This is a genomic window from Streptomyces sp. NPDC018026 (genome assembly GCF_044327745.1).
GTDB classification, from domain to species: domain Bacteria; phylum Actinomycetota; class Actinomycetes; order Streptomycetales; family Streptomycetaceae; genus Streptomyces; species Streptomyces rubrogriseus.
The window spans coordinates 1-26,155 of record NZ_JBIRFY010000006.1; the positions used below are offsets into that span (position 1 = coordinate 1).

Genomic DNA, 26,155 nt, shown 5'->3' on the forward strand with positions numbered 1-26,155 from the left:
GGGGCGACCATGCAGACGTCCACGCCGGCCGGGGGCTTGATGAAGCCGTAGCGGATGTTCAGGCCGTGGCCGAAGAACAGCGCGTCGCCGTCCTTCAGGTTGTCCTTGATGTCCTTCTCGTAGACCTCGGCCTGGATCGGGTCCGGGACTAGGATCATGATGACGTCGGCCTCGGCGGCGGCCTCGGACGGGCTCACCACGCGCAGGCCCTGCTCCTCGGCCTTGGCCTTGGACTTGGACCCCTCGTGCAGACCGACGCGCACGTCGACACCGGAGTCGCGCAGCGACAGGGCGTGGGCGTGGCCCTGGCTGCCGTACCCGATGACCGCGACCTTGCGGCCCTGGATGATGGACAGGTCGGCGTCGGCGTCGTAGAACAGCTCGGCCACTGGGTTCTCTCCTTGTGTGCAGGCGTTGCGTCCCACCGTATGCCGGTGGGGGGAGGGGAAGTCTCGGGGTCTCGGAATGCGGGCGGCCGACGGTGTCCCCGGCCGCCCGTTTCCGTCGTACTGCGGATCGTTTCCGTTGTTACGCGGACCGGTCGAGTGCGCGCAGCGAGCGGTCCGTGATCGAACGGGCGCCGCGGCCGATGGCGATCGTGCCGGACTGGACGAGCTCCTTGATGCCGTACGGTTCCAGCATCCGGAGCATGGCGGTCAGCTTGTCGCTGCTGCCGGTGGCCTCGATGGTGACGGCCTCCGGGGAGACGTCGACCGTCTTGGCGCGGAACAGCTGGACGATCTCGACGATCTGGGAGCGCGTCTCGTTGTCGGAGCGCACCTTCACCAGAACGAGTTCGCGCTGGACGGCCTGGGTGGGCTCCAGCTCGACGATCTTGAGCACGTTCACCAGCTTGTTGAGCTGCTTGGTGACCTGCTCCAGCGGGAAGTCCTCGACGCTCACCACGATGGTGATGCGGGAGATGTCGGGGTGCTCGGTGACGCCGACGGCGAGCGAGTCGATGTTGAAGCCGCGGCGGGAGAAGAGGGCGGTGATCCGCGCCAGGACGCCGGGGGTGTTCTCCACCAGGACGGAGAGCGTGTGCTTGGACATGGTCTCTTCGGTCTCTCTCGCTCAGTCGTCTTCGTTGTCGCCGAAGTCGGGGCGGACGTCCCGGGCGGCCATGATCTCGTCGTTGGAGGTGCCGGCGGCGACCATCGGCCAGACCATCGCGTCCTCGTGGACGATGAAGTCGACGACGACGGGGCGGTCGTTGATGGAGTTGGCCTCCTCGATCACCTTGTCGAGGTCGGCGGGGTCCTCGCAGCGGATGGCGTAGCAGCCCATGGCCTCCGACAGCTTCACGAAGTCGGGGACGCGGGTGCCGCGGGCCTGGGGGTTGACGTCGTCCGGGCCGGAGTGCAGCACCGTGTTGGAGTACCGCTGGTTGTAGAACAGGGTCTGCCACTGGCGGACCATCCCGAGGGCGCCGTTGTTGATGACGGCGACCTTGATCGGGATGTTGTTCAGGGCACAGGTGGTCAGTTCCTGGTTGGTCATCTGGAAGCAGCCGTCGCCGTCGATCGCCCAGACGGTGCGGTCGGGCATGCCGGCCTGGGCGCCCATGGCGGCCGGGACGGCGTAGCCCATCGTTCCGGCGCCGCCGGAGTTCAGCCAGGTGGCGGGCTTGTCGTACTGCACGAAGTGCGCGGCCCACATCTGGTGCTGGCCGACGCCGGCCGCGAAGATCGTGCCCTCGGGCGCCAGCTGTCCGACGCGCTCGATGACCTGCTGCGGGGAGAGCGAACCGTCCTCGGGCTGGTCGTAGCCCAGGGGGTAGGTGTCGCGCCAGCGGCTCAGGTCCTTCCACCAGGCGCTGTAGTCGCCCTTGTTGCCCTCGTCGTGCTCCTTCTGGACGGCCTGCACGAGGTCGGCGACGACCTCGCGGGCGTCGCCGACGATCGGGACGTCGGCGGCGCGGTTCTTGCCGATCTCGGCCGGGTCGATGTCGGCGTGGACGATCTTGGCGTGCGGGGCGAAGCTGTCCAGCTTGCCGGTGACGCGGTCGTCGAAGCGGGCTCCGAGGGCGACGATCAGGTCGGCCTTCTGCAGCGCGGTGACGGCGGTGACCGCACCGTGCATGCCCGGCATTCCCACGTGCAGCGGGTGGCTGTCGGGGAACGCGCCGAGCGCCATCAGGGTGGTGGTGACGGGCGCTCCGGTGAGTTCGGCGAGGACCTTCAGCTCGGCGGTGGCCTTCGCCTTGAGGACACCGCCGCCGACGTAGAGCACGGGGCGCTTGGCGGCGGTGATCAGCTTGGCCGCCTCGCGGATCTGCTTGGCGTGCGGCTTGGTGACCGGGCGGTAGCCGGGCAGGTCCATCACCGGCGGCCAGGAGAAGGTGGTCTTCTTCTGGAGGATGTCCTTGGGGATGTCGACCAGGACGGGGCCGGGGCGGCCGGTGGAGGCGATGTGGAACGCCTGCGCGATCACCCGGGGGATGTCCTCCGCCTTGGTGACCAGGAAGCTGTGCTTGGTGATCGGCATGGTGATGCCGACGATGTCCGCCTCCTGGAAGGCGTCGGTGCCGATCGCGGAGGAGACCACCTGCCCGGTGATCGCGACCAGCGGCACGGAGTCCAGGTTGGCGTCGGCGATCGGGGTGACCAGGTTGGTGGCACCGGGGCCCGAGGTCGCCATGCAGACGCCGACCTTGCCGGTGGCCTGCGCGTAGCCGGTGGCCGCGTGGCCGGCGCCCTGTTCGTGGCGGACCAGGACGTGGCGCACCCTGGTGGAGTCCATCAGCGGGTCGTAGGCCGGAAGGATCGTGCCACCGGGGATGCCGAATACGGTGTCGGCGCCGACCTCCTCGAGAGAGCGAATGAGGGACTGCGCACCCGTGACGTGCTCGGGGGCGGACTGTCCTCCGGATCGGGGCCGGGGCTGCGGGTGAGCCCCGGTGGCCTGCTCGGTCATCGGCGTTCTCTTCTCGATGCTGAGGGTTTTGGCGAGATTCGGGCGATCTGTGCTGCTGCTCGGCAGGTGCCTGTGCAACAAAAAACCCCTCGTGCCGTAAGGCAAGCGAGGGGAGCGCGTCGGTGTGGGTCGCGGGGAGTCCGGGTCGGTCCGGACGTCACCAGCTTCAGCCGACGCGCTTTCCAAGTACGAGAATTCGGGTGCGCATGGCACTGACCTTCCCTCCGGCGCGCACTCACTGTCAAGTGGGTGGGACGGGAGTCTCATTATGTGAGCGAAGGACCGTGCCGCCACTCAGAACGGCCGGCAGTCCGGAGGGGACACCGCCCGTGACCTGACCCGGGCCCTGGCCGCCGACACCCTTGGTGTAGACCCCGGCACCGCCGCCCGCGAAGGCCGGCTCGGCCGGCCCGTGGGGCACCGGGTAGTGACCGGCCGCGAGCGCTCTGCGCAGCCGGTACTCGTCCAGGGCCCCGGAGAACGCCATGCCCTGTCCGTGGGTACAGCCCATCGCGCGCAGGGCGACGATCTGCTCGGGCAGGTCGACGCCGTCGGCCACGGACTTCAGTCCGAGGTCGGTGGCGATGCGCAGCAGACCGCTGGTGATCTTGTGCAGCCGTGCGGACTCCACTACGCCCTCGACCAGACCCCGGTCGAGCTTGAGGACGTCCACGGGCAGGCGCCGCAGCGCCGTGATCGCCGCGTAGCCGCTGCCGAAGCCGTCCAGGGCGATCCGGACACCGACCCTGCGCAGGGCGTTCAGCCGGCGGTCCAGCTCGTCGAGGCCGACCCGTGGATCGATGTCCGACAGCTCGATCACGAGGGAGCCGGACGGCAGTCCGTGCCGGGTCAGCAGCGCCTCCACGGAGCCGAGCGGCATGGAGCGGTCCAGCAGGCGGCGGGCGCCGATGCGTATGGCCACGGTCACGGACAGCCCGGTCGCCGCACGCTCTGCGGCCTGCTCGACGGCCTCGCGCAGCACCCAGCGGTCGAGTTCGGCGGTTCTGTCGCCCTCCTCGGTCACCCGCAGGAACTCGGCGGGGGTGAACAGCACGCCCTGCGAGGAGCGCCAGCGCGCCTGGGCGCACACCGACGTGATCCGGCCGTCCGTCAGCGAGACCACCGGCTGGTGCAGCAGGGCGAACTCCCCGTCGTGCAGCGCGGCGCGCAGCCGGGTGGCCAGCTCGGCCTTGCGTACGACGTCCTGCTGCATCTGCGGTCGGTACAGCTCGACGCGCCCCTTGCCGCCCGCCTTGGCCCGGTACATGGCGAGGTCGGCGTTGCGCAGCAACTCGCCCGCGCCCAGCCCCGGTTCGGCGAAGGCGACGCCGATGGAGGCGTTGACCCGGACTTCGTTGCCGTCGATGAGGTAGGGCTGGGAGAGCGTCAGTCTGAGCCGGTCGGCCAACTCGCGGATGTGGCCCTCGCGGGCGCCCCGGTCCCGGGCCCCGTCCCCGACGATCAGGGCCGCGAACTCGTCACCGCCCAGCCGGGAGGCGGTGTCGCCCTTGCGGACGGCCTCGTGGAGTCTGCGGGCGGCCTGGACGAGCAGCTCGTCCCCGGCCTGGTGCCCGATGGTGTCGTTGACGCCCTTGAAGCCGTCGAGGTCGATGAAGAGCACCGCCGTCCCGCGCAGGGCGGCGCCCCGGTCCGAGGCGCGGCGGCCGGAGAGGGCCTGCTGGACGCGCCGGGTGAACAGGGCGCGGTTGGGCAGGTCGGTGAGCGGGTCGTGTTCGGCGTTGTGCTGGAGCTGCGCCTGGAGGCGCACTCTTTCGGTCACGTCCCGGCTGTTGAAGATGAGGCCGCCGTGGTGCCGGTTGACGGTGGACTCGACGTTGAGCCACCCTCCCCCGCCCCCGGAACGGAAGCGGCACTCGATGCGTGTGGTGGGCTCCTCGACCGGGTTGGCGGCCAGGAACCGGCGCACCTCGTGCACCACGCAGCCGAGGTCCTCGGGGTGGATGAGCCCGGCCAGTTCGGTGCCCACCAGTTCCTCCGCGGGCCGTCCGTAGACCCCGGCGGCGGCCGGGGAGACGTAGCGGAGGATGCCGTTCGGCGCGGCGATCATGATGACGTCGCTGGAGCCCTGGACCAGGGAGCGGAAGTGGTTCTCCTTCTGGGCCAGCTCCTGGGTGAGGACGATGTTGTCGAGCAGCATGATGCCCTGCCGGACGACGAGCGCGAGCACGACGGTGCCGCCGGTCAGCAGGACCACGCGGTCGACGCTGCGCCCGTTGAGCACGTTGTAGAGGATGCCCAGGGTGCAGACGGCGGCCGCGAGGTACGGCGTGAGCGCGGCCAGCGACCCGGCGATGGGGCGGGCGGCCGGATAGCGGCCCCGTTCGCCGCCCTGCCCGGGTCCGGGCAGCGCGGTGGGCGTGGCGGGCGGTACCGAGGGAGGCGCGGGCCGGTGACCGCTGCCGCGCTGGCCGGGCACGTGCTCGCGCACCACGCGGGTGTGGCCGCCGGTCCCCTTCTCGTCCGGCGCCGCCCGCCCGCGCCGGGACGCGGCCCAGGGGGCGTACGCGAGCAGCAGGGAACCGGCGAACCAGCCCGCGTCGAGCAACTGTCCCGAGCGGTAGCTGTTGTGCAGCAGCGGCGAGGTGAACAGGGCGTCGCACACCACGGTCAGGGCGAGCGCGCCGATAGCGGTGTTGACGGCGGATCTGCAGACGGGCGAACGCCGGAAGTGCAGCGCGAGCACCATGCTGACGAGGGCGATGTCGAGCAGCGGGTAGGCCACCGAGAGCGCCGCGTGCGCCACGCTGGACCCGCCCTCGGCCTTGGCCGCCTGGGCGAGCGCCAGGCTCCAGGCCAGGGTCAGCAGCGAACCGCCGATCAGCCAGGCGTCCAGGCCCAGGCAGATCCAGCCGGCCTTGGTCACCGGCCGCTTGGCGAGCACGAGGAGCCCCACGATGGCGGGCGGGGCGAAGCACAGGAAGAACAGGTCCGCGTAGCTGGGGCTGGGCACCGGCACCCGCAGCACGACCTCGTACCACCCCCAGACCAGGTTGCCCAGGGACGCCATCGCCGAGGAGAGGGCGAAGAGCAGCCAGGCCGGTCGAAAGCGGACGCGGCGTCCACGGGCGTAGAGGAAGCAGGAGACGGTGGCGGCGGCCGCGGCGGCGCTCAGCCCGAAGTCGCCCATGATCTTGGCGACGTACTGCGAACCCCAGCCGAGCGCGGCACCGACGGCGTAGGCCGCGCAGACCAGGGCGAGCACGAGCTGGCGGACGAGGGGCGGCCCGCCGGCGGCGGCCGACGGCCGGGGCAGCAGCGGTCCGGGCGCGGCCTGGCCGCGCAGCGCTCCGTCCAGCGTGGGCACGGGGGGCGGACTCACCGGGGCCTCCAGGTCCGCACCGCTCCCGCGTCCCGCGCGCACCGGCGGGCCGGCCGGTCCTGCCTTCTGCGGTCGCCCGGTCGGCGCGGGTGGGGGCAGCGCGGAGCGGGCCGGCCACCCCGGTGGCCGTGCCGACCCCGTCGGCGCGCGGTCGTGGTCGTGGTCGCGCGCCAGGGTCGCCGGCGGCGGCTCCGCCGCGTCGGATCGTCGGTCCATAGGCCGTGCATCGCCCGTCGCCCCCCTCCACAGTCTGAGATGTCCATCCCCGGCGCCGTACGGTGCGCGGCGCGTCCCCTGTCGGACGATACACCAGTCTCGTCACTCAGGGACATAGGTTCTCTACGCTCCGTGACGACCAGCGGATATGCGCGCACCCACCGCATCCGGGGAGTCGCGGAGGGTGCCCGAAACGGATTACGACCCCGTCGTCAGGATCACGTTGCGCAGCGGCTCCCGGTTCACGAACCGGGTCAACTGGTCCACCAGCAGCCGCTCGGCGCGCGGCAGGAAGGCGGAGGTCGGACCGCCCGCGTGCGGGCTGACGACTATGCCGGGAGCATGCCACAGGGGGTGGCCCGGCGGCAGCGGTTCGGGGTCGGTCACGTCGAGGGCCGCGGTGAGGCGTCCGCTCTCCAGTTCGGCGAGCAACGCCTTCGTGTCCACGACCGGTCCGCGCGCCACGTTGACGAGCAGGGCACCGTCCTTCATCCGGGCCAGGAACTCGGCGTCGGCCAGTCCCCGGGTGGCCTCGGTGAGCGGTGTGGACAGGATGACGACGTCGGCCGTCGGGAGCAGGGCGGGGAGTTCGGTGAGCGGGTGCACGGGGCCGCGCTCCGTGGTGCGGGCGGAGCGCGCGACGCGCACCACCGGCGCGACCTCGAACGGCACGAGCCGGTCCTCGATCGCGGCGCCGATCGACCCGTACCCGACGATGAGGACCGTCCGGTCCGCGAGCGCGGGCCGGAACCCGCCGAGCCACTCGCCGCGGTCCTGCGCCCGCACGAAGTCCGGGATGCCGCGCAGCGAGGCCAGGACCAGGGCCAGGGTCAGCTCGGCGGTGCTGGCCTCGTGCACGCCGCGCGCGTTGCACAGCCGTACCCCGGCGGGCAGGTGCTTCAGGCCGGGTTCGACGTGGTCGATGCCCGCGGAGAGGGTCTGGACGACCTGGACGGAGCGCATCTCGGCCAGCGGGCGCACCCCCACCGTGCTGGGCTTCATGTAGGGCACGACGTAGAAGGCGCAGTCGGCCGGGTCGGCGGGGAAGGTCTCCTCGCCGTCCCAGTGGCGGTAGGCGGGACCTTCGGGAAGGCCCTCGATCTCGTCCGGCGGGATGGGCAGCCACACGTCAGCAGTCATGGTCAGGAGGCTATGTCAGGGGGCCGAGAGGCAAAGGTTAGGTTGGGTGGTCCGACAAGGGAGGGTCACGACCGGTGGAGCGCAGGACGATCGGCGCGACGGCACTCGCGGTGGGGGCCGTCGGACTGGGGTGCATGCCGATGAACTGGGCGTACAGCGCCTCGCGGCAGCGGGGCGACGAGTCGCTCAGGGCCGTGCACCGGGCCCTCGACCTCGGGGTCTCCCTGCTGGACACGGCGGACATGTACGGCCCGTTCACCAACGAGCTGCTGCTGGGGCGGGTGTTGAGGGAGCGGCGGTCCGAGGCCTTCGTGTCGACCAAGGTCGGTCTGCTGGTGGGTGAGCAGCACATCGTGGCCAACGGCCGCCCCGGCTATGTGAAACGTGCCTGCGACGCGTCTCTGCGCCGGCTCCAGACGGACGTCATCGACCTCTACCAACTGCACCGCGCCGACCCGGAGATACCCGTCGAGGAGACCTGGGGCGCGATGGCGGAGCTGGTGCGGGCCGGGAAGGTGCGGGCGCTCGGCCTCTGCGCGGTCGGGGCGCGCTCGGCCCGGCGGCCGGGGGCACGGCTGCACGACGGGACGATCCATCAACTGGAGCGCGTACAGCAGGTCTTCCCGGTGAGCGCGGTGGAGGCCGAGCTGTCGGTGTGGTCCCCGGAGGCGCTGCGGACCCTGCTGCCGTGGTGCGTCTCGCGCGGCGTCGGTTTCCTGGCCGCGATGCCGCTGGGCAACGGCTACCTGACCGGCACGCTGACGCCCGGCCAGGGCTTCGAACCGGAGGACCTGCGGGCCCGGCACCCCCGCTTCACCGCCGAGATGATGGCCGCCAACCAGCCGATCGTGGCCGCGCTGCGCCGGATCGCGGCCCGGCACGGCGACGGGGTCACCGCGGCGCAGGTGGCGCTGGCCTGGGTGCTGGCGCAGGGGCGGCACGTGGTGCCGGTGCCGGGCACCAAGCAGGAGCGCTGGGTGACGCAGAACGCGGGGGCGGCCCGGCTGCGGCTGACCGAGCGGGACCTGGCGGAGGTGTGGGCGCTGCCGCCCGCGCAGGGTTCCTGGGGGTGAGGCCCGCGGCGCCCGGCCGGCCGGGCGCCTGATCCGGGGTTACGGGTACGGGTACGGGTTCGGGGTTCGCGGTTCGCGGTTCGGGATTCGGGATTCGGCGATCGGGAACTTGGGGAGCCCCTGCGGTGTATGACAGGGAGAACCCGCCGCGTCGAAGGGACCAAGATCGTGCAACGTCGAGCCGTGCCGGCCGTGCTGACCGCCGCTCTCCTGCTGACGGCCGGCTGCTCCTCCGGCTCCTCCGACGGCGCGGACCCGTCCGGAACGGACCGCGGTGCCTCCCCCACCAGTACGGCGGCGCAGTCCCCGCCCGCCGGATCGCCCACCGAGCAGGCACCGCCCGCCAAGGGCTCGGTCAAGGTGCTCCGCACGGTCGCCACGGGGCTGAACAGCCCCTGGGGCCTGGCCCCGCTGCCGGGCGGCGGCCTGCTGGTCTCCTCGCGCGACGAGGCCACGATCACGCGCGTCGACGCGAAGTCGGGCAAGAAGACCGAGCTGGGCGAGGTGCCGGGGGTGTCCCCGTCCGGCGAGGGCGGCCTGCTCGGCATCGCGCTCTCCCCCGACTACGCCTCGGACCACATGATCTACGCGTACTTCACCTCCGCCTCGGACAACCGCGTCGTGCGCATGCTGTACGACGAGAAGAAGCCGTCGGGCGAGCAGCTGGGCGCGCCGGACACGGTCTTCCGGGGCATCCCCAAGGGGGTCGTCCACAACGGCGGGCGGATCGCCTTCGGCCCCGACAAGATGCTCTACGCGGGCACGGGCGAGAGCGGTGACACCGGTCTGTCGCAGGACAGGAAGTCCCTCGGCGGCAAGATCCTGCGGATGACCCCGGACGGCGAACCGGCGCCCGGCAACCCCTTCCCCGACTCCCCCGTGTACTCGTACGGCCACCGGAACGTGCAGGGACTGGCCTGGGACGACAAGCAGCGGCTGTTCGCCTCGGAGTTCGGTCAGGACACCTGGGACGAGCTGAACGCGATCGAGCCGGGCGGCAACTACGGCTGGCCCGAGGCGGAGGGCAAGGGCGGCGGCTCCGGCTTCCGCGACCCGGTCGCGCAGTGGCGCACCGACGAGGCCTCCCCCAGCGGCATCGCGTATGCCGAGGGCTCCGTGTGGATGGCGGGGCTGCGCGGTGAGCGGCTGTGGCGGATCCCGCTGAAGGGGACGGAGGCCGCGGCCGACCCGCAGGCGTTCCTGGAGGGCGAGTACGGCCGGCTGCGTACGGTGGCCCCGGCGGGCGGCGACAAGCTGTGGCTGGTGACCAGCAACACGGACGGCCGCGGCGACGCCAAGGGCGACGACGACCGGATCCTGGAGCTGGAGGTGAAGTAGGCGGCCGGCTACTCGTCCTCCGGGGACGGGGCCCCGAGTTCCTCCGCCTCCGTCTCGGAACGCGTCCGGTGGACGAGGACCTTGCCCGACGTGAGGTCTATGGGGCCGCGAGCGGGGTCGCCGTCGCCCACGTCCTCGCGGGTCAGTTCGAGGCGGTTCTGCTCGTCGGTGGTGTGTTTGCGGCCGGGCGAGAACAGTTCCTCGAATGCGTTGAACATCGGGCCTCCGTCGGTCGGCGTCCCTTACAGGGTAAGCCTCACTCCGTCGAACGGGACGTGAGCCGTTCGGCGGGGAACAGCGCCAGCCGGTGGGCCACCGCCGCCGCCTCGCCGCGGCCGGAGACGCCGAGCTTGGCCAGGATGTTGGAGACGTGGACGCTGGCCGTCTTGGGCGAGATGAACAGCTCCTCGGCTATCTGCCGGTTGGTGCGACCGTCGGAGACCAGCCGCAGGACGTCCCGCTCCCGGCCGGTGAGGCCGAGGGCGTCGGCCGGGTCGGCGGGCCCGGACGCGGGTCCGGGATCGGCGGCGCGGCCGAGGGTGAGGCGGGCCCGCCGGCCGAGCACGGCGACCGCGTCGGACAGCGGGCGCGCGCCGAGATGGTCGGCGACGGTGCGGGCCAGGCGCAGCAGCTCCGTGGCCCGGGCGCGCTCGTCGTCGCCGCCGGTGGTCAGGAGGGCGTCGGCCAGCCGGTGGCGGACGCGGGCGAGATCGTAGGGACGCTCCAGGCATTCGAAGGCGGTGACCGCCTCGGACCAGAGCCGCGGGGTGTCGCGGCCCCGGGCGCGGTGGAGTTCGGCGCGGACCCAGCGCTCGTGGGCGACCCAGACCGGGGCGCCCGTCGTCAGGTGCTTCGCGGCCTCGGCAAGGCGGTCGAGGTGGTCGGCGCGGCCCTCCTCGGCGGCCGGCAGGCCGCGGGCGTCGGCCTCCGCCACGGCGGCGGACAGCAGCAGGGGCCAGCCGAAGCGCTGGGTGCCGGGCGGGAAGCCCGCGTCCAGGACGCGGGTCAGTTCGGCGCGGGCGTCGGGGAGGCGTCCCTCGGCCGCGGCGACGCCGACGGTGAGGGCCGCCAGCGGCAGGCGGTGCTGCGGCATGGGGTCGTGGGTGCCGTAGGCGGCGCGGGCCTCGGCGAGCAGTCCGGCGGCCTCGGCCCGCTCGCCGCGGGCGAGGGCGACGACGGCGCGTTTGAGTGCGGCGCCGCCGCGTGGTGCGGGGCCGCGGCCCGGTGCTCCGGCCCGGTCGGCGGCTTCGAGGGCCTCGTCCCAGCGGCCCAGCGAGACCAGCGACTCGGCGAGGTTGCCCCAGACCCAGGCCTCGGACTCCAGCAGCCCTCTGCGCCGGGTGAGGTCGATGCCCTCGCGCAGGATGCCGAGCGCCTCCCGCGAGCGGCCGACGCCTTCCAGGGACGAGGGCAGGTTGACGTGGCTGCGGGCCACCACGGCGGACCGGTCCTGGGCCACCACCAGATCCCTGACCTGGAACATCTCGGCGAGTCCGGCGTCAATCTGCCCGGCGTCCACCATCAGGCCGCCGAGGGTGAGCCGGGCGTTCAGCTCGATCTCCTCGGCACCCACCATGCGCGCGTACTCGACGGCCCGTTCGGCCGCCGTCATCGCGTCGGGGCCGGGGCTGTGGAGCATCGACCAGTTGGCGGACATGGCAAGCACCTCGGCGTGCACCTGGGACGGCGGCAGGCCGCGGACCAGTTCCTGGGCGATGCCCAGCTCCCGCCAGCCGTCGCCGCGGCCCTGGGCCTGGACCAGCAGCGAGCGCTGGGTCCAGAACCAGGCCGCGCGCTGCGGGTCCCGGCCGTCCGCGCCCGTCCCGGTGCCCGTGTCCTGTTCGTCCTCCAGGAGGCGCAGCGCCCGCTTGGTGATCTTCATGGCGCGTTCGCGCTCCCCGCACAGCCGCCCGGCGACGGCGGCCTCGGCCATCAGGTCCAGGTAGCGCAGCGGCGTGGTGGCGGGGTCGCAGCCGCTGGGGGTCCCCCCGCGCCGTTCGGGCAGTGGGGGAGGGTAGACCTCGGCGCAGTCGACGGGGCGCAGGGTGGCGCGTACGTCGTCGGGGGCGGAGTCCCACAGCTCCATCGCGCGTTCCAGCAGCCGCAGCTGTTCGGAGTAGGCGTGCCGGCGGCGAGCCTCGACGGAGGCGTCCAGGACGGCCGGCAGGGCCTTGGCGGGGGCGTGGGCGTGGTACCAGTAGCTGGCCAGGCGCATCACGCGCTCGGCGGCGGGCACCAGCGTGGGATCGGCGTCCAGGGCTTCGGCGTAGCGCCGGTTGAGGCGGGAGCGTTCGCCGGGGAGCAGGTCGTCGCCGACCGCCTCGCGGACCAGGGAGTGCCGGAAGCGGTAGCCGTCGCCGTCGGGCGCGGGGAGCAGGATGTTGGCGTTCACCGCGGAGCGCAGCGCCTCGATGAGGTCGTCCTCGGCGAGCCGGGCGACGGCGGCGAGCAGCCGGTACTCGACGGTGGAGCCGCCCTCGGCGACGATCCGGGCGACCCGCTGGGCGCTCTCGGGCAGGGCTTCGACGCGGACCAGGAGCAGGTCGCGCAGGGAGTCGGTGAGGCCGGTGCAGCTGCCGACGCGTGCGGCGACGGCGAGTTCCTCGACGAAGAAGGCGTTGCCGTCGGAGCGTTCGAAGATCTCGTCGACCTGGAGCGGGTCGGGCTCGTGGGCGAGGATCCCGGCGATCTGGCGGCCCACCTCGTCGCGGGTGAAGCGGCCGAGTTCGAGGCGGCGGACGGTGCGCAGCCGGTCCAGCTCGGCGAGCAGCGGGCGCAGCGGGTGGCGGCGGTGGATGTCGTCGGAGCGGTAGGTGGCGAGGACGACGAGGCGGCCGGTGCGCAGGGTGCGCAAGAGGTAGGCGATCAGGTGGCGGGTGGAGGCGTCGGCCCAGTGCAGGTCCTCCAGGACGAGGACGACGGTGTGCCGGGCGGCGACGCGCTCCAGGAGGCGGGCGGTGAGTTCGAAGAGCCGGGCCATGCTCTCCTCGTCGTGCCGGCCGCCGCCGGTGACCGGGGTGCCCTCGCCCAGTTCGGGCAGCAGCCGGGCCAGCTCCTCCTCCTGGCCGGCGGCCGCGGCGGCCAGTTCCTCGGGCAGGTGGCGGCGCAGGGCGCGCAGCGCGGTGGAGAAGGGCGCGAAGGGCAGCCCGTCGGCGCCGATCTCCACGCAGCCGCCCAGTGCGACGACGGCGCCGCGCCGGTCCGCCGCGGCGGCGAACTCCTCGACGAGGCGGGTCTTGCCGACGCCGGCCTCGCCGCCGAGCAGCAGTGCCTGCGGCTCTCCGCCGGTGGCGGGCGCCCTGGTGGCGGGCGCCCCGGCGGCGTCGCTGCCCGTGGCGCGGGCGAGCGCGTCGTTCAACGTGTCCAGTTCGCCGGTGCGGCCGACGAACACGGGACTGACGGACCTGGTCTCCACGGACCCGAGCATCGCACGCGGGTACGACAGCGGGTCACCGGTTTTCGGCAGCTGGACCGCGGCCGGAACGACGGTGGCCGCAACGGCGGCGGGAACGACGGCGGGGAGGGAGGCCGTGCGGCCCCCCTCCCCGGCTCCCCCGTTCACGCGGTCCGGGCGAACCGGTGCCCGCGCCGGCGCGGCGTATGGCTCTCGGCCACGGCACCGCCGTGGCGGGCCTGGCGGCGGGCGGCGCGACGGGCCCGGAGCACCTCGCGGGCCAGCCGGGCCTCGTCGGCGCGGCGGATCAGTTCGGCGGAACGGTACTGCTGGAACTCGTACTCGTACATGGTGTGCCCCTCGGCTTCGGTTCGGTTTCGGCTTCGCTTGCTTGCTTGCGATGCCTCAACCTTCGTCTCCCAGGGGGGTGGGCCACATCGGGTATGTTCCGCATCTTCGGCGCCGCGCGGGGCCTTAGAGGCGCGTGAGGGGTCTTAGACGCGCGTAAGGGGTCTTAGGGCGCGCGCCACAGGCGGGCGACCGTCCCAAGACCCCTCGGAAATGCCTGGTCAGCCGGTGGCGGGCAGCCCCAGCAGGACGTCCGTGTACTTCAGGACGGCCAGCAGCAGGCCGATGACGCCGAGGGCGACGCCCGCCCAGGCGACCGACTTGATCCACGGGGCCTGCGGGCGGCCGGGCGCGCCGAACGCGGGACGGGCCAGCACGACGACGCCGACGATCAGCGCGACCAGGGCGAAGATGCCGCCCCACATCGCGGTGGCCTGCCAGGCGTTGCCGTAGCCCTTCTCGATCAGCGTGCCGACGTCCGACGACGAGGAGGTCTGCAGCTGGCCCATCAGCGACTCGCGCGCGGAGGCCACGGTGCCGACCCAGCTGCCGGTCAGGGAGACGATGCCGAGACCGGCGGAGACCACGGCGCCCGCGCCCTGGCCGACGCCGGTGGGGGCCGCCGCGGTCCCTTCGGTGCCGTCCGTGTCCTCGTCCGCGGCCGCGTCGGCGTCCTCGGGGGTGTCGGTCTCGGCCGCCTCAGGGGCCTCGGCCGCCTTGGTGACCTCAATGGACTCGGAGGCCTCGGTCGCCTCGGCCGCCTCGGCCGCCTCGTCCGTCTTGTGCTCGTCGGTCTTCACGCCGGTCTCGTCCACTGTCTTCGTTCCCATGCCTCGCACCGTACGGACGCTGTCTGAGAGGTCCCTTAATGATCCCTTTGAGCGGCACGCGCGCGTGCTTCCCGTGCGGCCCGCCACTCGGGTGCGAGCACCGCCCACACCTCCATGTCCTGGCGCGTGCCCCGGTAGGGAAAGCTTTCGCGCAGCACGCCCTCACGCATCATGCCGAGTCGCCGCGCGGCGTTGACACTCGGGGTGTTCGCCGAGGAGGCGTGCCACTCCACGCGGTGCATGCCGCGCTCGTCGAAGGCCCAGTCGATCAGTACGCGGGCACCGCGGGTGACCAGGCCGCGGCCCGTTCCGGCGGGCTCCAGCCAGCAGCCGATCTCGCAGACGCCGGTGGCGGCGTCGAAGACGCGGTAGAGCAGGCCGCCGACGAGGGTGCCGTCCAGCCACAGCCCGTGCAGGAAGCCGCTGTCGGCGGCGTGCCGGTCGACGTAGGCCTGGAGCACCGCGCGCGCCGAGTCCACGTCGGTGGCCTTCGCTCCGAAGGGGATGTGCTCGGTGATGAAGTCCCGGCCGCGGTCCAGGTGGGCCAGGAACTCCTCGGCGTGCCAGGTCTCCAGGGGGCGCAGTTCGGCTCCGTCGTCACCCAGTGGTATCGCGTACATCCCGCTGCCGTTCCTCCTCCGCAAGGACGTCCGCCACCTCGGCGTCCGTCGCCGCGGCCAGCCTCTCATGGGCGGCCCGGCACTCGGGCGGCTCGATGCTGATGCGCGGCAGGAGGGCGTCCAGGCGGCGCGGCAGCCACCAGTTGGCCCGGCCGAGCAGGTGCATCAGGGCGGGCACCAGGAGGGTGCGCAGGACGAAGGCGTCCAGGGCGACCGCGGCGGCCAGCGCGATGCCGAACATGGCGATCACCCGGTCACCGCTGAGGACGAAGGCGAGGAAGACCGAGATCATGATGACGGCGGCGGAGTTGATCACGCGGCCGGTCTCGGCGAGCCCGACCCGGACGGCCCGGCGGTTGTCGCCGGTCTCCAGCCACTCCTCGTACATCCGGCTGACCAGGAAGACCTGGTAGTCCATGGAGAGCCCGAAGAGCACCGAGACCATGATCACGGGCAGGAAGGGTTCGATCGGCCCCGCACTGCCGAGGCCGAGCAGTTCGCTCCCCCAGCCCCACTGGAAGATCGCCACGACCACGCCGAAGGCGGCGGCGACGGCGGCGACGTTCATGGCGGCGGCCTTGAGCGGGATGCCGACGGACCGGAAGGCCAGCAGGAGCAGCAGGCAGCCCAGGCCGATGACGACGCCGACGAACAGGGGCAGCTTGCCGACGATGACGTCGGCGAAGTCGTCGTAGCCCGCCGTCACGCCGCCGACGTGCACGTCGAGCGCGGTGCCGGCCTCGGCCCGCGGCAGCACCTCGGAGCGCAGCCGCTCGACCAGGTCGCTGGTGTCCTCGGACTGCGGCGCCGACTCGGGTACGACGGTGAGGTACGCGGCGTCGCCGCCGGAGTTGTACATCACCGGGGTCACCGAGGAGACGCCCTCGGTGGTGCGCAGGGTGGCGTCCAGGTTGTCCAGGGCGAGCCGGTCCTCGGCGCCGCGCACCTCGGTGACCAGGGTGAGCGGGCCGTTGACGCCGGGGCCGAAGCCGTCGGCGAGCAGGTCGTAGGCCTGGCGGGTGGTGCTGGCCTTGGGGTCGTTGCCCTGGTCGGAGGTGCCCAGGCGCAGGCCGAGGGTGGGCAGGGCGATGACGGTGATGACGACGAGGGCGAGCGCGCCGAGCAGTTTCGGGTGGCGCTCGACGAAGGCCGACCAGCGGGCGGCGAACCCGGTCGGTACCTCGGGCTCGGGGCCGTGCTCGGCGAGCCGGCGCCGCTCGCGGCGGCTCAGGGCGCGCGGTCCGATGTACGACAGCAGGGCGGGCAGCAGCGTCACGGACGCGGCGACGGTGAGGAGCACGGTCAGCGAGGCGGCGACGGCGACGCCGTTGAGGAAGCTCAGCCGGAGGATCAGCATGCCCAGCAGGGCGATGCAGACGGTGGCACCCGCGAACACGACGGCTCGTCCGGTGGTCGCCACGGCGTCGGCGGCGGCGTCCGCCACGGACAGGCCCCGCTTCAGTCCGCGCCGGTGTCTGGTGACGATGAACAGGGCGTAGTCGATGCCGACGCCGAGTCCGATGAGGGTGCCCAGCATGGGCGCGAAGTCGGCGACGGTCATGGCGTGGCCGAGGAGGGTGATGCCGGCGTAGGCGGTGCCGACGGAGACCAGCGCGGTGGCGATGGGCAGCAGGGCCGCGGCGACGGAGCCGAAGGCCAGGAAGAGGACGACCGCGGCCACGGCCACGCCGACGGCCTCGGCGAGGTGGCTGCCGCCGGACTCGGTGAGCGCTATGGCGCCGCCGCCCAGTTCGACGCGGAGTCCGTCGGTCTCGGCCGCCTCGGCGGCGTCCACCACGGCCCGCGCCTGGCCCGCGTCGATGTCCTGGGAGGCGGCCGCGAAGGTGACGGTCGCGTATGCGGTGTCGGCGTTCTCGCTGATCAGGGGCGAGTCGGGGTCGTCGTACGGGCTGATGACCGCGGCCACCCCGGGCAGGTCCGCGATGCGGTCCAGGGTGCGGGTCATGGCCTGCTCGACGTCGGCGGCGCGGACGGTGCCGGTCGTGGTGTGCCAGACGATCGTGTCGCTGTCGCCGCCGAGGTCGGGGAAGCGGGATTCGAGCAGCCGGGAGGCGCGGTCGGAGCCGGTGCCGGGGATCCCGTAGTCGTTGGAGTACGCGGAGCCGGCGACCGTGGCGGCCGTGGCCACCCCGCCGAGGGCGAGCAGCCAGAGCAGGACGGTGACGAGGCGACGTTGAACACACCAGCGTGCGAGGGCTGCCACGAACGTGCTCCCAGGGGTGTCTGATTGTGGATCTTTGACCGGGAACACCCGTGAAGCCGGGAACACCGGGAACGGTCGTCCATGGTGTGAACGGCCCGCAAAGAACGCATGAGCAATGCGGAATCACTCTTGCAGCCAGAAGTGATCCTTTGCGGACTTAGTGGGCTTATTCACAACAACGGCCCTGGGGGGACGCGCCGGGCTCGGCGCGTCCCCCCAGGGCTCGTGGTGTAGCGGGTCTCGACCCTCGGGCTCAGCCCTCGGTGACGCCCAGCTTCTCCAGGATCAGTTCCTTGACGCGGGCCGCGTCCGCCTGGCCCCGGGTCGCCTTCATGACCGCGCCGACCAGGGCGCCGGCGGCCGCCACCTTGCCGCCGCGGATCTTGTCCGCGATGCCCGGGTTGCCGGCGATGGCCTCGTCGACGGCGGTGGTGAGCGCGCCCTCGTCGGAGACGACCTTCAGGCCGCGCTTGTCGACGACCTCGTCCGGAGTGCCCTCACCGGCGAGGACGCCGAGGATGACCTGGCGGGCCAGCTTGTCGTTCAGCTCGCCCTTGGTCACCAGCTCGGCGACGCGGGCGACCTGGACCGGCGTGATCGCCAGCTCGTCGAGCGCCTTGCCCGACTCGTTGGCGCTGCGGGCCAGCTCGCCCATCCACCACTTGCGGGCGGAGGCCGCGTCGGCACCGGCGTCGATGGTGGCGACGATCGGGTCCAGCGCTCCGGCGTTGAGGATGGACTGCATGTCGTTGCCGGAGATGCCCCACTCCTCGCGGAGCCGGTTGCGGCGCACCAGCGGCAGCTCGGGCAGTCCCGCCCGCAGCTCCTCGACCCACTCGCGGGACGGGGCGACGGGCACCAGGTCGGGCTCCGGGAAGTACCGGTAGTCCTCGGCCTCCTCCTTCACGCGGCCCGAGGTGGTGGACCCCGTGTCCTCGTGGAAGTGGCGGGTCTCCTGGATGATCGTGCCGCCGTCGTTCAGCACGGCGGCGTGCCGCTGGATCTCGAAGCGGGCGGCGCGCTCGACGGAGCGCAGCGAGTTGACGTTCTTGGTCTCGCTGCGGGTGCCGAACTTCTCCCGGCCGTGCGGGCGCAGCGACAGGTTGACGTCGCAGCGCATCTGGCCCATCTCCATGCGGGCCTCGGACACGCCGAGGGCGCGGATGAGCTCGCGCAGCTCACGGACGTACGCCCGGGCGACCTCGGGGGCCCGCTCGCCCGCTCCCTCGATCGGCTTGGTGACGATCTCGATGAGCGGGATGCCGGCGCGGTTGTAGTCGAGCAGGGAGTGCGAGGCGCCGTGGATCCGGCCGGTCGCGCCGCCGACGTGCAGCGACTTGCCGGTGTCCTCCTCCATGTGGGCGCGCTCGATCTGGACGCGGAAGGTCTCCCCGTCCTCCAGCTGCACGTCGAGGTAGCCGTCGAAGGCGATCGGCTCGTCGTACTGGGAGGTCTGGAAGTTCTTCGGCATGTCCGGATAGAAGTAGTTCTTCCGGGCGAAGCGGCACCACTCGGCGATCTCGCAGTTCAGCGCGAGACCGATCTTGATCGCCGACTCGACGCCGGTCGCGTTGACGACCGGGAGCGCGCCGGGCATGCCGAGGCAGACGGGGCAGGTCTGGGTGTTGGGGTCGGCACCGAGCGCGGTCGAACAGCCGCAGAACATCTTGGTGTGGGTGCCGAGTTCGACATGGACCTCAAGGCCCATGACGGGGTCGTACGACGCGAGTGCGTCCTCGTACGACACCAGGTCGGTCGTGGTGGTCACGGTGAAACTTCCCTCTCAGCCCAGCAGGACGTCGTCGTCGCCGAGGCGCTTCAGCTCGCGGTAGAGGATGGCGAGGTTGGTGACGACCGCGGCGCCGGTCACGACGGCGTCGAGCAGCCGCAGCGTGTCACTCTCGCCACGCGCCTTCTTGATCTGCTTGTAGACACCCACGGCGCCGAACGCCGAGGTGGCCATCGAGACGTACAGACCGGACTTGGACTTCTTGAAGCCCTTGGCCTTGGACAGTGCGCTCACAGCGACGGTGCCTCCTCGATCAGCGGGTGGCCCCACTTTTCCACGAAGGCGGCCTCGACGGCGGCGCCGACCTTGTAGAGCCGGTCGTCCTTCATGGCGGGGGCGATGATCTGCAGACCCACCGGCAGGTTGTCCTCGGGCGCGAGGCCGCAGGGCAGCGACATGGCCGCGTTGCCCGCCAGGTTGGTGGGGATGGTGCACAGGTCGGCCAGGTACATCGCCATCGGGTCGTCGGCGCGCTCGCCGATCGCGAAGGCGGTGGTCGGGGTCGTCGGGGAGACGATCACGTCGACCTGCTCGAAGGCCCGCTCGAACTCCTGCTTGATGAGGGTGCGGACCTTCTGGGCGCTGCCGTAGTAAGCGTCGTAGTACCCGCTCGACAGGGCGTACGTGCCGAGCATGATGCGGCGCTTGACCTCGGGGCCGAACCCGGCCTCGCGGGTCAGGGAGGTGACCTCCTCGGCGGAGTGCGTGCCGTCGTCGCCGACGCGGGCGCCGTAGCGCAGGCCGTCGAAGCGGGCGAGGTTGGAGGAGCACTCGGAGGGGGCGATCAGGTAGTACGCGGAGAGCGCGAGGTCGAAGGACGGGCAGTCCAGCTCGACGATCTCGGCGCCCAGCGACTTCAGCAGCTCGACGGACTCGTCGAAGCGCTGCACGACACCGGCCTGGTAGCCCTCGCCGCGGAACTGCTTGACGACGCCGACGCGCATGCCGTCGACGCTGCCGTTGCGGGCGGCCTCGACGACCGCGGGGACGGGGGCGTCGATGGAGGTGGAGTCCATCGGGTCGTGCCCGGCGATCACCTCGTGCAGCAGGGCCGCGTCCAGGACCGTGCGGGCGCAGGGGCCGCCCTGGTCGAGGGAGGAGGAGAAGGCCACCATGCCGTACCGGGAGACGCCGCCGTAGGTCGGCTTGACGCCGACCGTGCCGGTGACGGACGCGGGCTGGCGGATGGAGCCGCCGGTGTCGGTGCCGATGGCGAGCGGGGCCTGGAAGGCGGCGAGTGCCGCGGAGGAGCCGCCGCCGGAGCCGCCGGGGATCTTGGTGAGGTCCCAGGGGTTGCCGGTCGGGCCGTAGGCGCTGTTCTCGGTGGAGGACCCCATGGCGAACTCGTCCATGTTGGTCTTGCCGAGGATGACGACGTCGGCGGCCTTGAGGCGCTGGGTGACGGTCGCGTCGTACGGCGGGATCCAGCCCTCGAGGATCTTCGAGCCGACGGTGGTGGGGATGCCCTCGGTGGTGAAGATGTCCTTGAGCGCGAGGGGGACGCCGGCCAGCGGGCCGAGCTTCTCCCCGCGCTCGCGCTTCTCGTCGACGGCGCGGGCCTGGGCCAGCGCGCCCTCGCGGTCGACGTGCAGGAAGGCGTGCACCTTCTCGTCGACGGCCTCGATGCGGGCCAGGTGGGCCTCGGTGACCTGGACGGCGGTCAGCTCGCCGGAGGCGATCTTCGCGGCGATCTCGGCCGCGGTGAGCCTGATGATGTCGCTCATGGCTTACTCCTCCCCCAGGATCTGCGGCACCTTGAAACGCTGCTGCTCCTGGGCCGGGGCGCCGGAAAGCGCCTGCTCGGGCGTGAGCGACGGACGGACCTCGTCCGGCCGCATGACGTTCGTCAGCGGGAGCGGGTGCGAGGTCGGCGGTACGTCTTGGTCGGCGACCTCGCTGACGCGGGCGACCGCGCCGATGATGTCGTCCAGCTGTCCCGCGAAGTGCTCGAGCTCTTCGGGCTTCAGCTCCAGACGCGCCAGCCGGGCGAGGTGGGCGACCTCCTCGCGCGTGATGCCAGGCATGCAGCGTTCCTCTGGGTGAGTGTGTGGTCGGGGCACTTCGGCCGGGACAAGTCGCTTGTCCCCGTCGATTCGGCCCAATCGGTTTGGCCCAATCCTATGGGGCCGGGCCCCGTGTCCGTTAAACGGTTTCCCCGGGGCGCTTCCACGGCGCCGCGCGTCCCGGGCCGTGCTGCGCGGGAAGTGGTTGTCGTGGCCGTCGTGGTCGGGTCACTCGTCGCTGGCCGCGGCGGGCAGGGCGGCGGCGGTCCGGACCCAGCCGCGGGAGCCGCGGGCGAGCAGCCAGGCGGTGGTCTCCTCCGGGGGCATCGCGGCCGCGACCAGCCAGCCCTGTACGGCGTCGCAGCCGAGGTCCCGCAGGCGCTCCCAGGTCTCGTCGTCCTCCACGCCCTCGGCGACGACGAGCAGGCCGAGCGAGTGCGCGAGGTCGACGGTGCAGCGCACGATCTCGGCGTCCTCGTTGTCGATGGCCAGCCGGGCCACGAACGAGCGGTCGATCTTCAGCTCGCTGACGGGCAGCCTGCGCAGGTGGACGAGGGAGGAGTAACCGGTGCCGAAGTCGTCCAGCGACATCTTGACGCCGTGTCCGGTGAGTGCGTTGAGGGTGTCGGCCGCGCGCTGCGGGTCCTCCAGGAGGACGTGCTCCGTGATTTCGAGCTGGAGCGCTCCCGCGGGGACTCCGTGCCGGGCGAGCCGGGCGGCCACCGAGCCCGCGAAGCCGGGGGTGTGGACGTCGCGCGGGGAGACGTTGACCGCGACCGGCACGAACAGCCCCTGGGCGCGCCACCGGGCGACCTGGCCGAGCGCCGTCTCCAGTACGTACTCGGTGAGGTGGGGCATCAGCCCGGAGGACTCGGCGATCGCTATGAACTCGTCCGGCGGCACCTTGCCCCGCTCCGGGTGCACCCAGCGCACCAGCGCCTCCAGGCCCGCGACCTGGCCGTCGAAGCGGACCTTGGGCTGGTAGTGCAGCTGGACCTCGTGGGCGTCCAGGGCCCGGCGCAGGTCGCCGAGGAGGCCGAGCCGGTCCGGGGTGTTGGAGTCCCGCTTGGACTCGTAGACCTCCACGCCGGTGCGGTCCCGCTTCGCCTGGTACATCGCCACGTCGGCGCGGCGCAGCAGCCCCTCGGCGTCCAGCGCGTGGTCCGGGAAGACGGCGACGCCGGCGCTGGCCTCCAGGACGAGGGTGAGCCCGTCCAGGTCCATCGGGGAACTGAGCGCGCCCACCAGGCTCCGGGCGATCCGGGTCGCCGACGTGGTGGAGTCGGCGACGGGCAGTAAGACGGCGAACTCGTCACCGCCGAGCCGCGCGGCCTCCGCCCCGCGCGGCAGGGCCTGTCGCAGCCGGTCGGCGGTCTGCAGCAGCAGCCGGTCGCCGGCGAGGTGCCCGAGTGTGTCGTTGACCGACCGGAAACGGTCGAGGTCGATCAGCATCAGGGCGGCGCGGGCGCCGATGCGCTCGGCGTCGTCCAGCGCGGTCCAGGTGCGCTCCAGGAGCCACTGCCGGTTGGGCAGGCCGGTGAGCGGGTCGCGCAGCTGCTCCTCGGCGCGGGCGCGGGCGATCCACAGCGTGGAGTCGAGGGCGATGAGCGGGATGGCGAACAGCGGCAGCAGCAGCGGCTTGGCGACGGCGACGACGCAGACCAGCGGGGCGATGCCGAGCAGCGCGACCGCGACCAGTCCCTGTCTGACCAGGGCGGTGCGGGCGACGGTGGGCAGGCCGGGGCGCGGGGTCTGGAGGTACCAGAGCAGGGCCCGGGTGACGGCGAGGTAGGCGACGGCGACGAGCACCACCTTGGGGGCCGCGTACACCCCCCAGGTGGCCGGGTCCCAGGGGTGCTCCACGGACGGTACGGAGCCGCAGACGCCGAGCACCAGGGCACCCGCGGCGATGCCGAGGATGTCCACCGCGCCGTGCAGGACGCCCTGCCGCCAGCGGCCCCGGCGGGCTATCCCGACCAGGACGACGACGGTGAGGCTGACCATGCCGGCCGGGACCCAGCCGTACAGCAGCAGGACGGCGAGGGTGAGGGCGGCGCCCGAGCCGGTGCCGCCCCACCAGCGGGAGCGGCCGAGCATCACCAGGTGGCCGACGACGATGCCGGCCAGCACGGCCAGGGACCAGCCGGCGGTGCCGGACGGGAAGAGGGCGTGTCCGTCGCTGAACGCCCGGTAGAAACCGGCGCCCAGGACGAAGGCGGCGATCGCGACGACGGCCGCGGGCAACGCGGGCCAGGACAGGTGCCGTTCGCCGTCCGGATCGGCGGCGCCGTGGAGGTGTCCGGTGGTGTGGCCGGTGGCCTGCGGCATGCGGCTGCCCGTCGCGGGACGCGGGACGCCACCATCGCGTTGCCCGAGCCACCGGCTCACGTGCCACGCGCCCGCCATGCGACGCAGGCTCAGCCGTGAGCCCGCGGCGGCGCTCTCGGTCGGTTCCATTCCCGTCCCTCTCACAGCCGGCGGTGCCCACGCCACGCGGCCCCCGCCTCGACCACCTTCAACGGCTCCGCGTCGGAGACCCCTCCCCCTGTCGCTCGGGGCAGGGGGGTGCCCCGACCGCAGCTGGGCACGGCGGGCGCACACCTCAACAGTAGGCCGCGGAAGGCTTCCAGGGGCACTGGTCGTCGACGGTTGCCCGAATGCCACCCGGCCACCCGTATGCATCTGATATGCGCCGATCGGGTGGCCTTCAACCGCTATTCCTCAGCCGAAAGCGCGACGTCCGCCGCCGCTTCGGGTCCTTGTTCGAGCAGAACGGCGAAACCGTCCTCGTTCAGAACCGGCACTTTCAGCTGCATCGCCTTGTCGTACTTCGAACCGGGGTTGTCACCGACCACGACGAACGACGTCTTCTTGGACACCGATCCGGTCACTTTCGCGCCCCGGCTCTGGAGGGCGTCCTTGGCGCCGTCCCGGGTGAAGTTCTCCAGGGTGCCGGTGACGACGACGGTGAGTCCTTCGAGCGGCCGCGGGCCTTCGTCCTCCCCCGTCGAGCGGTCCTCCAACGCGACCCCGGCCGCCTTCCACTTGCGCACGATCTCGCGGTGCCAGTCCACCGCGAACCACTCCTTGACGGCGGTGGCGATGGTGCCGCCCACCCCGTCCGTGCTCGCCAGCTCCTCCTCGGTGGCCTGCTCGATGCGGTCGATGGAGCGGAACTCGCGGGCGAGGGCCTGGGCGGCGACCGGCCCGACGTAGCGGATGGAGAGGCCGTTGATGAAACGGGCCAGCGGGCGGTTCTTGGCCTCTTCGATGTGCTGGAGCAGCGCGACGGTGTTCTTCTTCGGCTCGCCCGCCTTGTTGGCGAAGACCGTGGCGATCTTCTCCTCCCCGGTCTCGGGGTCGCGCTTGGGCAGCCCGCTGTCCGGGTCGAGGACGTACGCCCTGATGGGCAGCAGCTTGTCGACGGTGAGGTCGAAGAGGTCGCCCTCGTCGACCAGCGGCGGCTCGGCCGGCTCCAGCGGTCCGGTCAGCGCGGCCGCCACGACCCCGCCGAAGTGCTCGATGTCCAGGCACTCCCGGCCCGCGAGGTAGGCGACCCGCTCGCGCAACTGGGCCGGGCAGGCACGGGCGTTGGGGCAGCGGAGGTCGATGTCGCCCTCCTTCATCGCCTTCAGCGGCGTCCCGCACTCGGGGCACTCGGCCGGCATCACGAACTCCCGCTCGCTGCCGTCCCTGAGGTCGGCGACCGGCCCGAGGATCTCCGGGATCACATCACCGGCCTTGCGCAGCACCACGGTGTCGCCGATGAGCACGCCCTTGGCCTTGACGACCTCCTGGTTGTGCAGGGTGGCGAACTCCACCTCGCTGCCCGCCACGGTCACCGGCTCGACCTGCGCGTACGGCGTGACACGGCCGGTGCGGCCGACGCCCACCTTGATGTCGACCAGCTTGGTGTTGACCTCCTCCGGCGCGTACTTGTAGGCGATGGCCCAGCGGGGCGCGCGGGCGGTGGAACCGAGCCGGCCCTGGAGGCGGATCTCGTCGAGCTTGACGACGACTCCGTCGATCTCGTGCGCGACGGAGTGCCGGTTCTCGCCGTAGTACGCGATGAAGTCCCGTACGCCGTCCAGGCCGTCGACCACCCGGTTGTGCGGGGAGGTGGGCAGGCCCCAGGTCTTCAGCAGGTCGTACGCCTGCGAGAGGCGGGTCAGGCCCGAGTAGCCCTCCAGGATGCCGATGCCGTGGACGACCATGTGCAGCGGGCGGGAGGCGGTGACGCGCGGGTCCTTCTGGCGCAGTGAACCGGCCGCCGCGTTGCGCGCGTTGGCGAAGGGCTTGTCCCCCGCCTCGTTCAACCGGGTGTTGAGCTCCTGGAACTTCTCCATCGGGAAGTAGACCTCGCCCCGGATCTCCACGAGGTCGGGGACCTCGTCGCCCGCCAGGCGCTCGGGAATCTCGGCGATGGTGCGGACGTTGGGCGTGATGTCCTCGCCGGTGCGGCCGTCGCCGCGGGTGGCGGCGCGGACCAGGCGGCCGCGCTCGTAGGTGAGGTTGACGGCGAGTCCGTCGACCTTCAGCTCGCACAGGAAGTGGTACTCCTGCTCGCCCAGCTCCCGGGCGATGCGGTCGAACCAGGCGGCCAGCTCGTCGTCGTTGAAGGTGTTGTCCAGGGAGAGCATCCGCGTGGGGTGCTGCACGGCCGTGAACTCGGTCGCGTAGGCACCGGCGACCTTCTGGGTCGGGGACTCGGGGGTGCGCAGCTCCGGGTGCCGCTCCTCCAGCTCCTCCAGGGTGCGCAGCAGCCGGTCGAACTCCGCGTCGCTGACGACGGGCGCATCGTTCACGTAGTACCGGAAGCGGTGCTCCTCGATCTGCTCGGCGAGCTGCGCGTGCCGCTCCCGCGCCTCGGCGGGCACGCTCGTCGTCTCCGCCTGCTTGTCGCCCTGCTTGTCGCCGGCCACCG

The 26,155-nt window shown here is 72.3% G+C and carries 19 protein-coding genes; 2 read left to right on the forward strand and 17 right to left on the reverse strand.

What is annotated here, in order from left to right; genetic code table 11:
- The 5 genes from ACH4D3_RS19750 to ACH4D3_RS19770 form a co-directional block, all read right to left on the reverse strand.
- Window positions 1–389: NAD(P)-binding domain-containing protein (locus ACH4D3_RS19750; RefSeq protein WP_398323638.1), on the reverse strand; the 389-nt coding region annotated here is incomplete at its 3' end.
- A 139-nt stretch (window positions 390–528) separates the two neighbouring features.
- The gene (gene ilvN / locus ACH4D3_RS19755) at window positions 529–1,053 is read right to left on the reverse strand and encodes an acetolactate synthase small subunit (RefSeq protein ID WP_003973483.1); all 525 of its coding nucleotides are present in this window, start codon (window positions 1,051–1,053) and stop codon (window positions 529–531) included.
- Between the two features lie 21 nt (window positions 1,054–1,074).
- Window positions 1,075–2,916 (reverse strand): acetolactate synthase large subunit, encoded by a 1,842-nt coding sequence (locus tag ACH4D3_RS19760; protein WP_398323640.1) that lies wholly within the window; start codon window positions 2,914–2,916, stop codon window positions 1,075–1,077.
- A 241-nt stretch (window positions 2,917–3,157) separates the two neighbouring features.
- On the reverse strand, window positions 3,158–6,256 hold the full coding sequence (locus ACH4D3_RS19765; protein WP_398323642.1) for a putative bifunctional diguanylate cyclase/phosphodiesterase: 3,099 nt from the start codon (window positions 6,254–6,256) through the stop codon (window positions 3,158–3,160).
- Between the two features lie 414 nt (window positions 6,257–6,670).
- Entirely contained in the window at window positions 6,671–7,612 is a 942-nt protein-coding gene (locus ACH4D3_RS19770) for a 2-hydroxyacid dehydrogenase (RefSeq protein ID WP_398323643.1), read from the reverse strand.
- Between the two features lie 74 nt (window positions 7,613–7,686).
- Between ACH4D3_RS19770 and ACH4D3_RS19775 the strand changes: the two genes are divergently transcribed.
- Together ACH4D3_RS19775 and ACH4D3_RS19780 are read left to right on the forward strand one after the other, a co-directional pair.
- A complete protein-coding gene (locus ACH4D3_RS19775; RefSeq protein ID WP_398323645.1) occupies window positions 7,687–8,685 on the forward strand; it encodes an aldo/keto reductase in 999 nt (332 codons plus the stop codon).
- Window positions 8,686–8,814: 129 nt separating this feature from the next.
- Window positions 8,815–10,023: a PQQ-dependent sugar dehydrogenase gene (locus ACH4D3_RS19780; RefSeq protein WP_398323647.1), complete on the forward strand. Its 1,209-nt coding sequence runs from the start codon at window positions 8,815–8,817 to the stop codon at window positions 10,021–10,023.
- A gap of 8 nt (window positions 10,024–10,031) precedes the next feature.
- On the opposite strand, the gene ACH4D3_RS19785 is transcribed toward ACH4D3_RS19780, so the two are convergent.
- From ACH4D3_RS19785 to ligA, 12 genes are all read right to left on the reverse strand, one after another.
- Window positions 10,032–10,241, reverse strand: coding sequence for a DUF6191 domain-containing protein (locus ACH4D3_RS19785; protein WP_398323649.1), 210 nt, complete (start codon window positions 10,239–10,241; stop codon window positions 10,032–10,034).
- Window positions 10,242–10,279: 38 nt separating this feature from the next.
- The gene (locus ACH4D3_RS19790; protein ID WP_398323651.1) at window positions 10,280–13,450 is read right to left on the reverse strand and encodes an AAA family ATPase; all 3,171 of its coding nucleotides are present in this window, start codon (window positions 13,448–13,450) and stop codon (window positions 10,280–10,282) included.
- 131 nt (window positions 13,451–13,581) lie between these two features.
- Entirely contained in the window at window positions 13,582–13,767 is a 186-nt protein-coding gene (locus tag ACH4D3_RS19795) for a hypothetical protein (protein ID WP_398323653.1), read from the reverse strand.
- A gap of 219 nt (window positions 13,768–13,986) precedes the next feature.
- Window positions 13,987–14,595, reverse strand: a complete 609-nt coding sequence (locus tag ACH4D3_RS19800; protein WP_398323655.1) for a hypothetical protein — start codon at window positions 14,593–14,595, stop codon at window positions 13,987–13,989.
- A 35-nt stretch (window positions 14,596–14,630) separates the two neighbouring features.
- Window positions 14,631–15,215, reverse strand: coding sequence for a GNAT family N-acetyltransferase (locus ACH4D3_RS19805; RefSeq protein WP_398323657.1), 585 nt, complete (start codon window positions 15,213–15,215; stop codon window positions 14,631–14,633).
- Complete coding sequence (locus ACH4D3_RS19810; protein ID WP_398323659.1) at window positions 15,193–17,439, reverse strand: MMPL family transporter; 2,247 nt, start codon at window positions 17,437–17,439, stop codon at window positions 15,193–15,195. The genes ACH4D3_RS19805 and ACH4D3_RS19810 overlap by 23 nt, the downstream gene beginning before the upstream one ends.
- Before the next feature lie 253 nt (window positions 17,440–17,692).
- Entirely contained in the window at window positions 17,693–19,207 is a 1,515-nt protein-coding gene (gene gatB, locus ACH4D3_RS19815; RefSeq protein WP_398323661.1) for an Asp-tRNA(Asn)/Glu-tRNA(Gln) amidotransferase subunit GatB, read from the reverse strand.
- Between the two features lie 15 nt (window positions 19,208–19,222).
- Entirely contained in the window at window positions 19,223–19,462 is a 240-nt protein-coding gene (locus tag ACH4D3_RS19820; protein ID WP_030188427.1) for a hypothetical protein, read from the reverse strand.
- Window positions 19,459–20,952: an Asp-tRNA(Asn)/Glu-tRNA(Gln) amidotransferase subunit GatA gene (gene gatA / locus ACH4D3_RS19825; RefSeq protein WP_398323662.1), complete on the reverse strand. Its 1,494-nt coding sequence runs from the start codon at window positions 20,950–20,952 to the stop codon at window positions 19,459–19,461. The genes ACH4D3_RS19820 and gatA overlap by 4 nt, the downstream gene beginning before the upstream one ends.
- A gap of 3 nt (window positions 20,953–20,955) precedes the next feature.
- A complete protein-coding gene (gene gatC, locus ACH4D3_RS19830) occupies window positions 20,956–21,252 on the reverse strand; it encodes an Asp-tRNA(Asn)/Glu-tRNA(Gln) amidotransferase subunit GatC (RefSeq protein WP_003973500.1) in 297 nt (98 codons plus the stop codon).
- 207 nt (window positions 21,253–21,459) lie between these two features.
- The gene (gene rmdB / locus ACH4D3_RS19835) at window positions 21,460–23,688 is read right to left on the reverse strand and encodes a cyclic Di-GMP phosphodiesterase RmdB (protein ID WP_398323665.1); all 2,229 of its coding nucleotides are present in this window, start codon (window positions 23,686–23,688) and stop codon (window positions 21,460–21,462) included.
- A gap of 257 nt (window positions 23,689–23,945) precedes the next feature.
- On the reverse strand, window positions 23,946–26,153 hold the full coding sequence (gene ligA / locus ACH4D3_RS19840; protein ID WP_398323667.1) for an NAD-dependent DNA ligase LigA: 2,208 nt from the start codon (window positions 26,151–26,153) through the stop codon (window positions 23,946–23,948).
- Window positions 26,154–26,155: the final 2 nt, after the last annotated feature.

What these genes read in the sequence shown, in the direction of transcription:
- ACH4D3_RS19770 (WP_398323643.1), bottom strand. Translation starts at nt 7,612, where the DNA reads ATGACTGCTGACGTGTGGCTGCCCATCCCGCCGGACGAGATCGAGGGC.
- rmdB (WP_398323665.1), bottom strand. Translation starts at nt 23,688, where the DNA reads ATGGAACCGACCGAGAGCGCCGCCGCGGGCTCACGGCTGAGCCTGCGT.
- ACH4D3_RS19785 (WP_398323649.1), bottom strand. Translation starts at nt 10,241, where the DNA reads ATGTTCAACGCATTCGAGGAACTGTTCTCGCCCGGCCGCAAACACACC.
- ACH4D3_RS19780 (WP_398323647.1), top strand. Translation starts at nt 8,815, where the DNA reads ATGACAGGGAGAACCCGCCGCGTCGAAGGGACCAAGATCGTGCAACGT.
- gatA (WP_398323662.1), bottom strand. Translation starts at nt 20,952, where the DNA reads ATGAGCGACATCATCAGGCTCACCGCGGCCGAGATCGCCGCGAAGATC.
- ACH4D3_RS19805 (WP_398323657.1), bottom strand. Translation starts at nt 15,215, where the DNA reads ATGTACGCGATACCACTGGGTGACGACGGAGCCGAACTGCGCCCCCTG.
- ACH4D3_RS19790 (WP_398323651.1), bottom strand. Translation starts at nt 13,450, where the DNA reads ATGCTCGGGTCCGTGGAGACCAGGTCCGTCAGTCCCGTGTTCGTCGGC.
- ACH4D3_RS19795 (WP_398323653.1), bottom strand. Translation starts at nt 13,767, where the DNA reads ATGTACGAGTACGAGTTCCAGCAGTACCGTTCCGCCGAACTGATCCGC.
- ilvN (WP_003973483.1), bottom strand. Translation starts at nt 1,053, where the DNA reads ATGTCCAAGCACACGCTCTCCGTCCTGGTGGAGAACACCCCCGGCGTC.
- ACH4D3_RS19760 (WP_398323640.1), bottom strand. Translation starts at nt 2,916, where the DNA reads ATGACCGAGCAGGCCACCGGGGCTCACCCGCAGCCCCGGCCCCGATCC.
- ACH4D3_RS19800 (WP_398323655.1), bottom strand. Translation starts at nt 14,595, where the DNA reads ATGGGAACGAAGACAGTGGACGAGACCGGCGTGAAGACCGACGAGCAC.
- gatC (WP_003973500.1), bottom strand. Translation starts at nt 21,252, where the DNA reads ATGCCTGGCATCACGCGCGAGGAGGTCGCCCACCTCGCCCGGCTGGCG.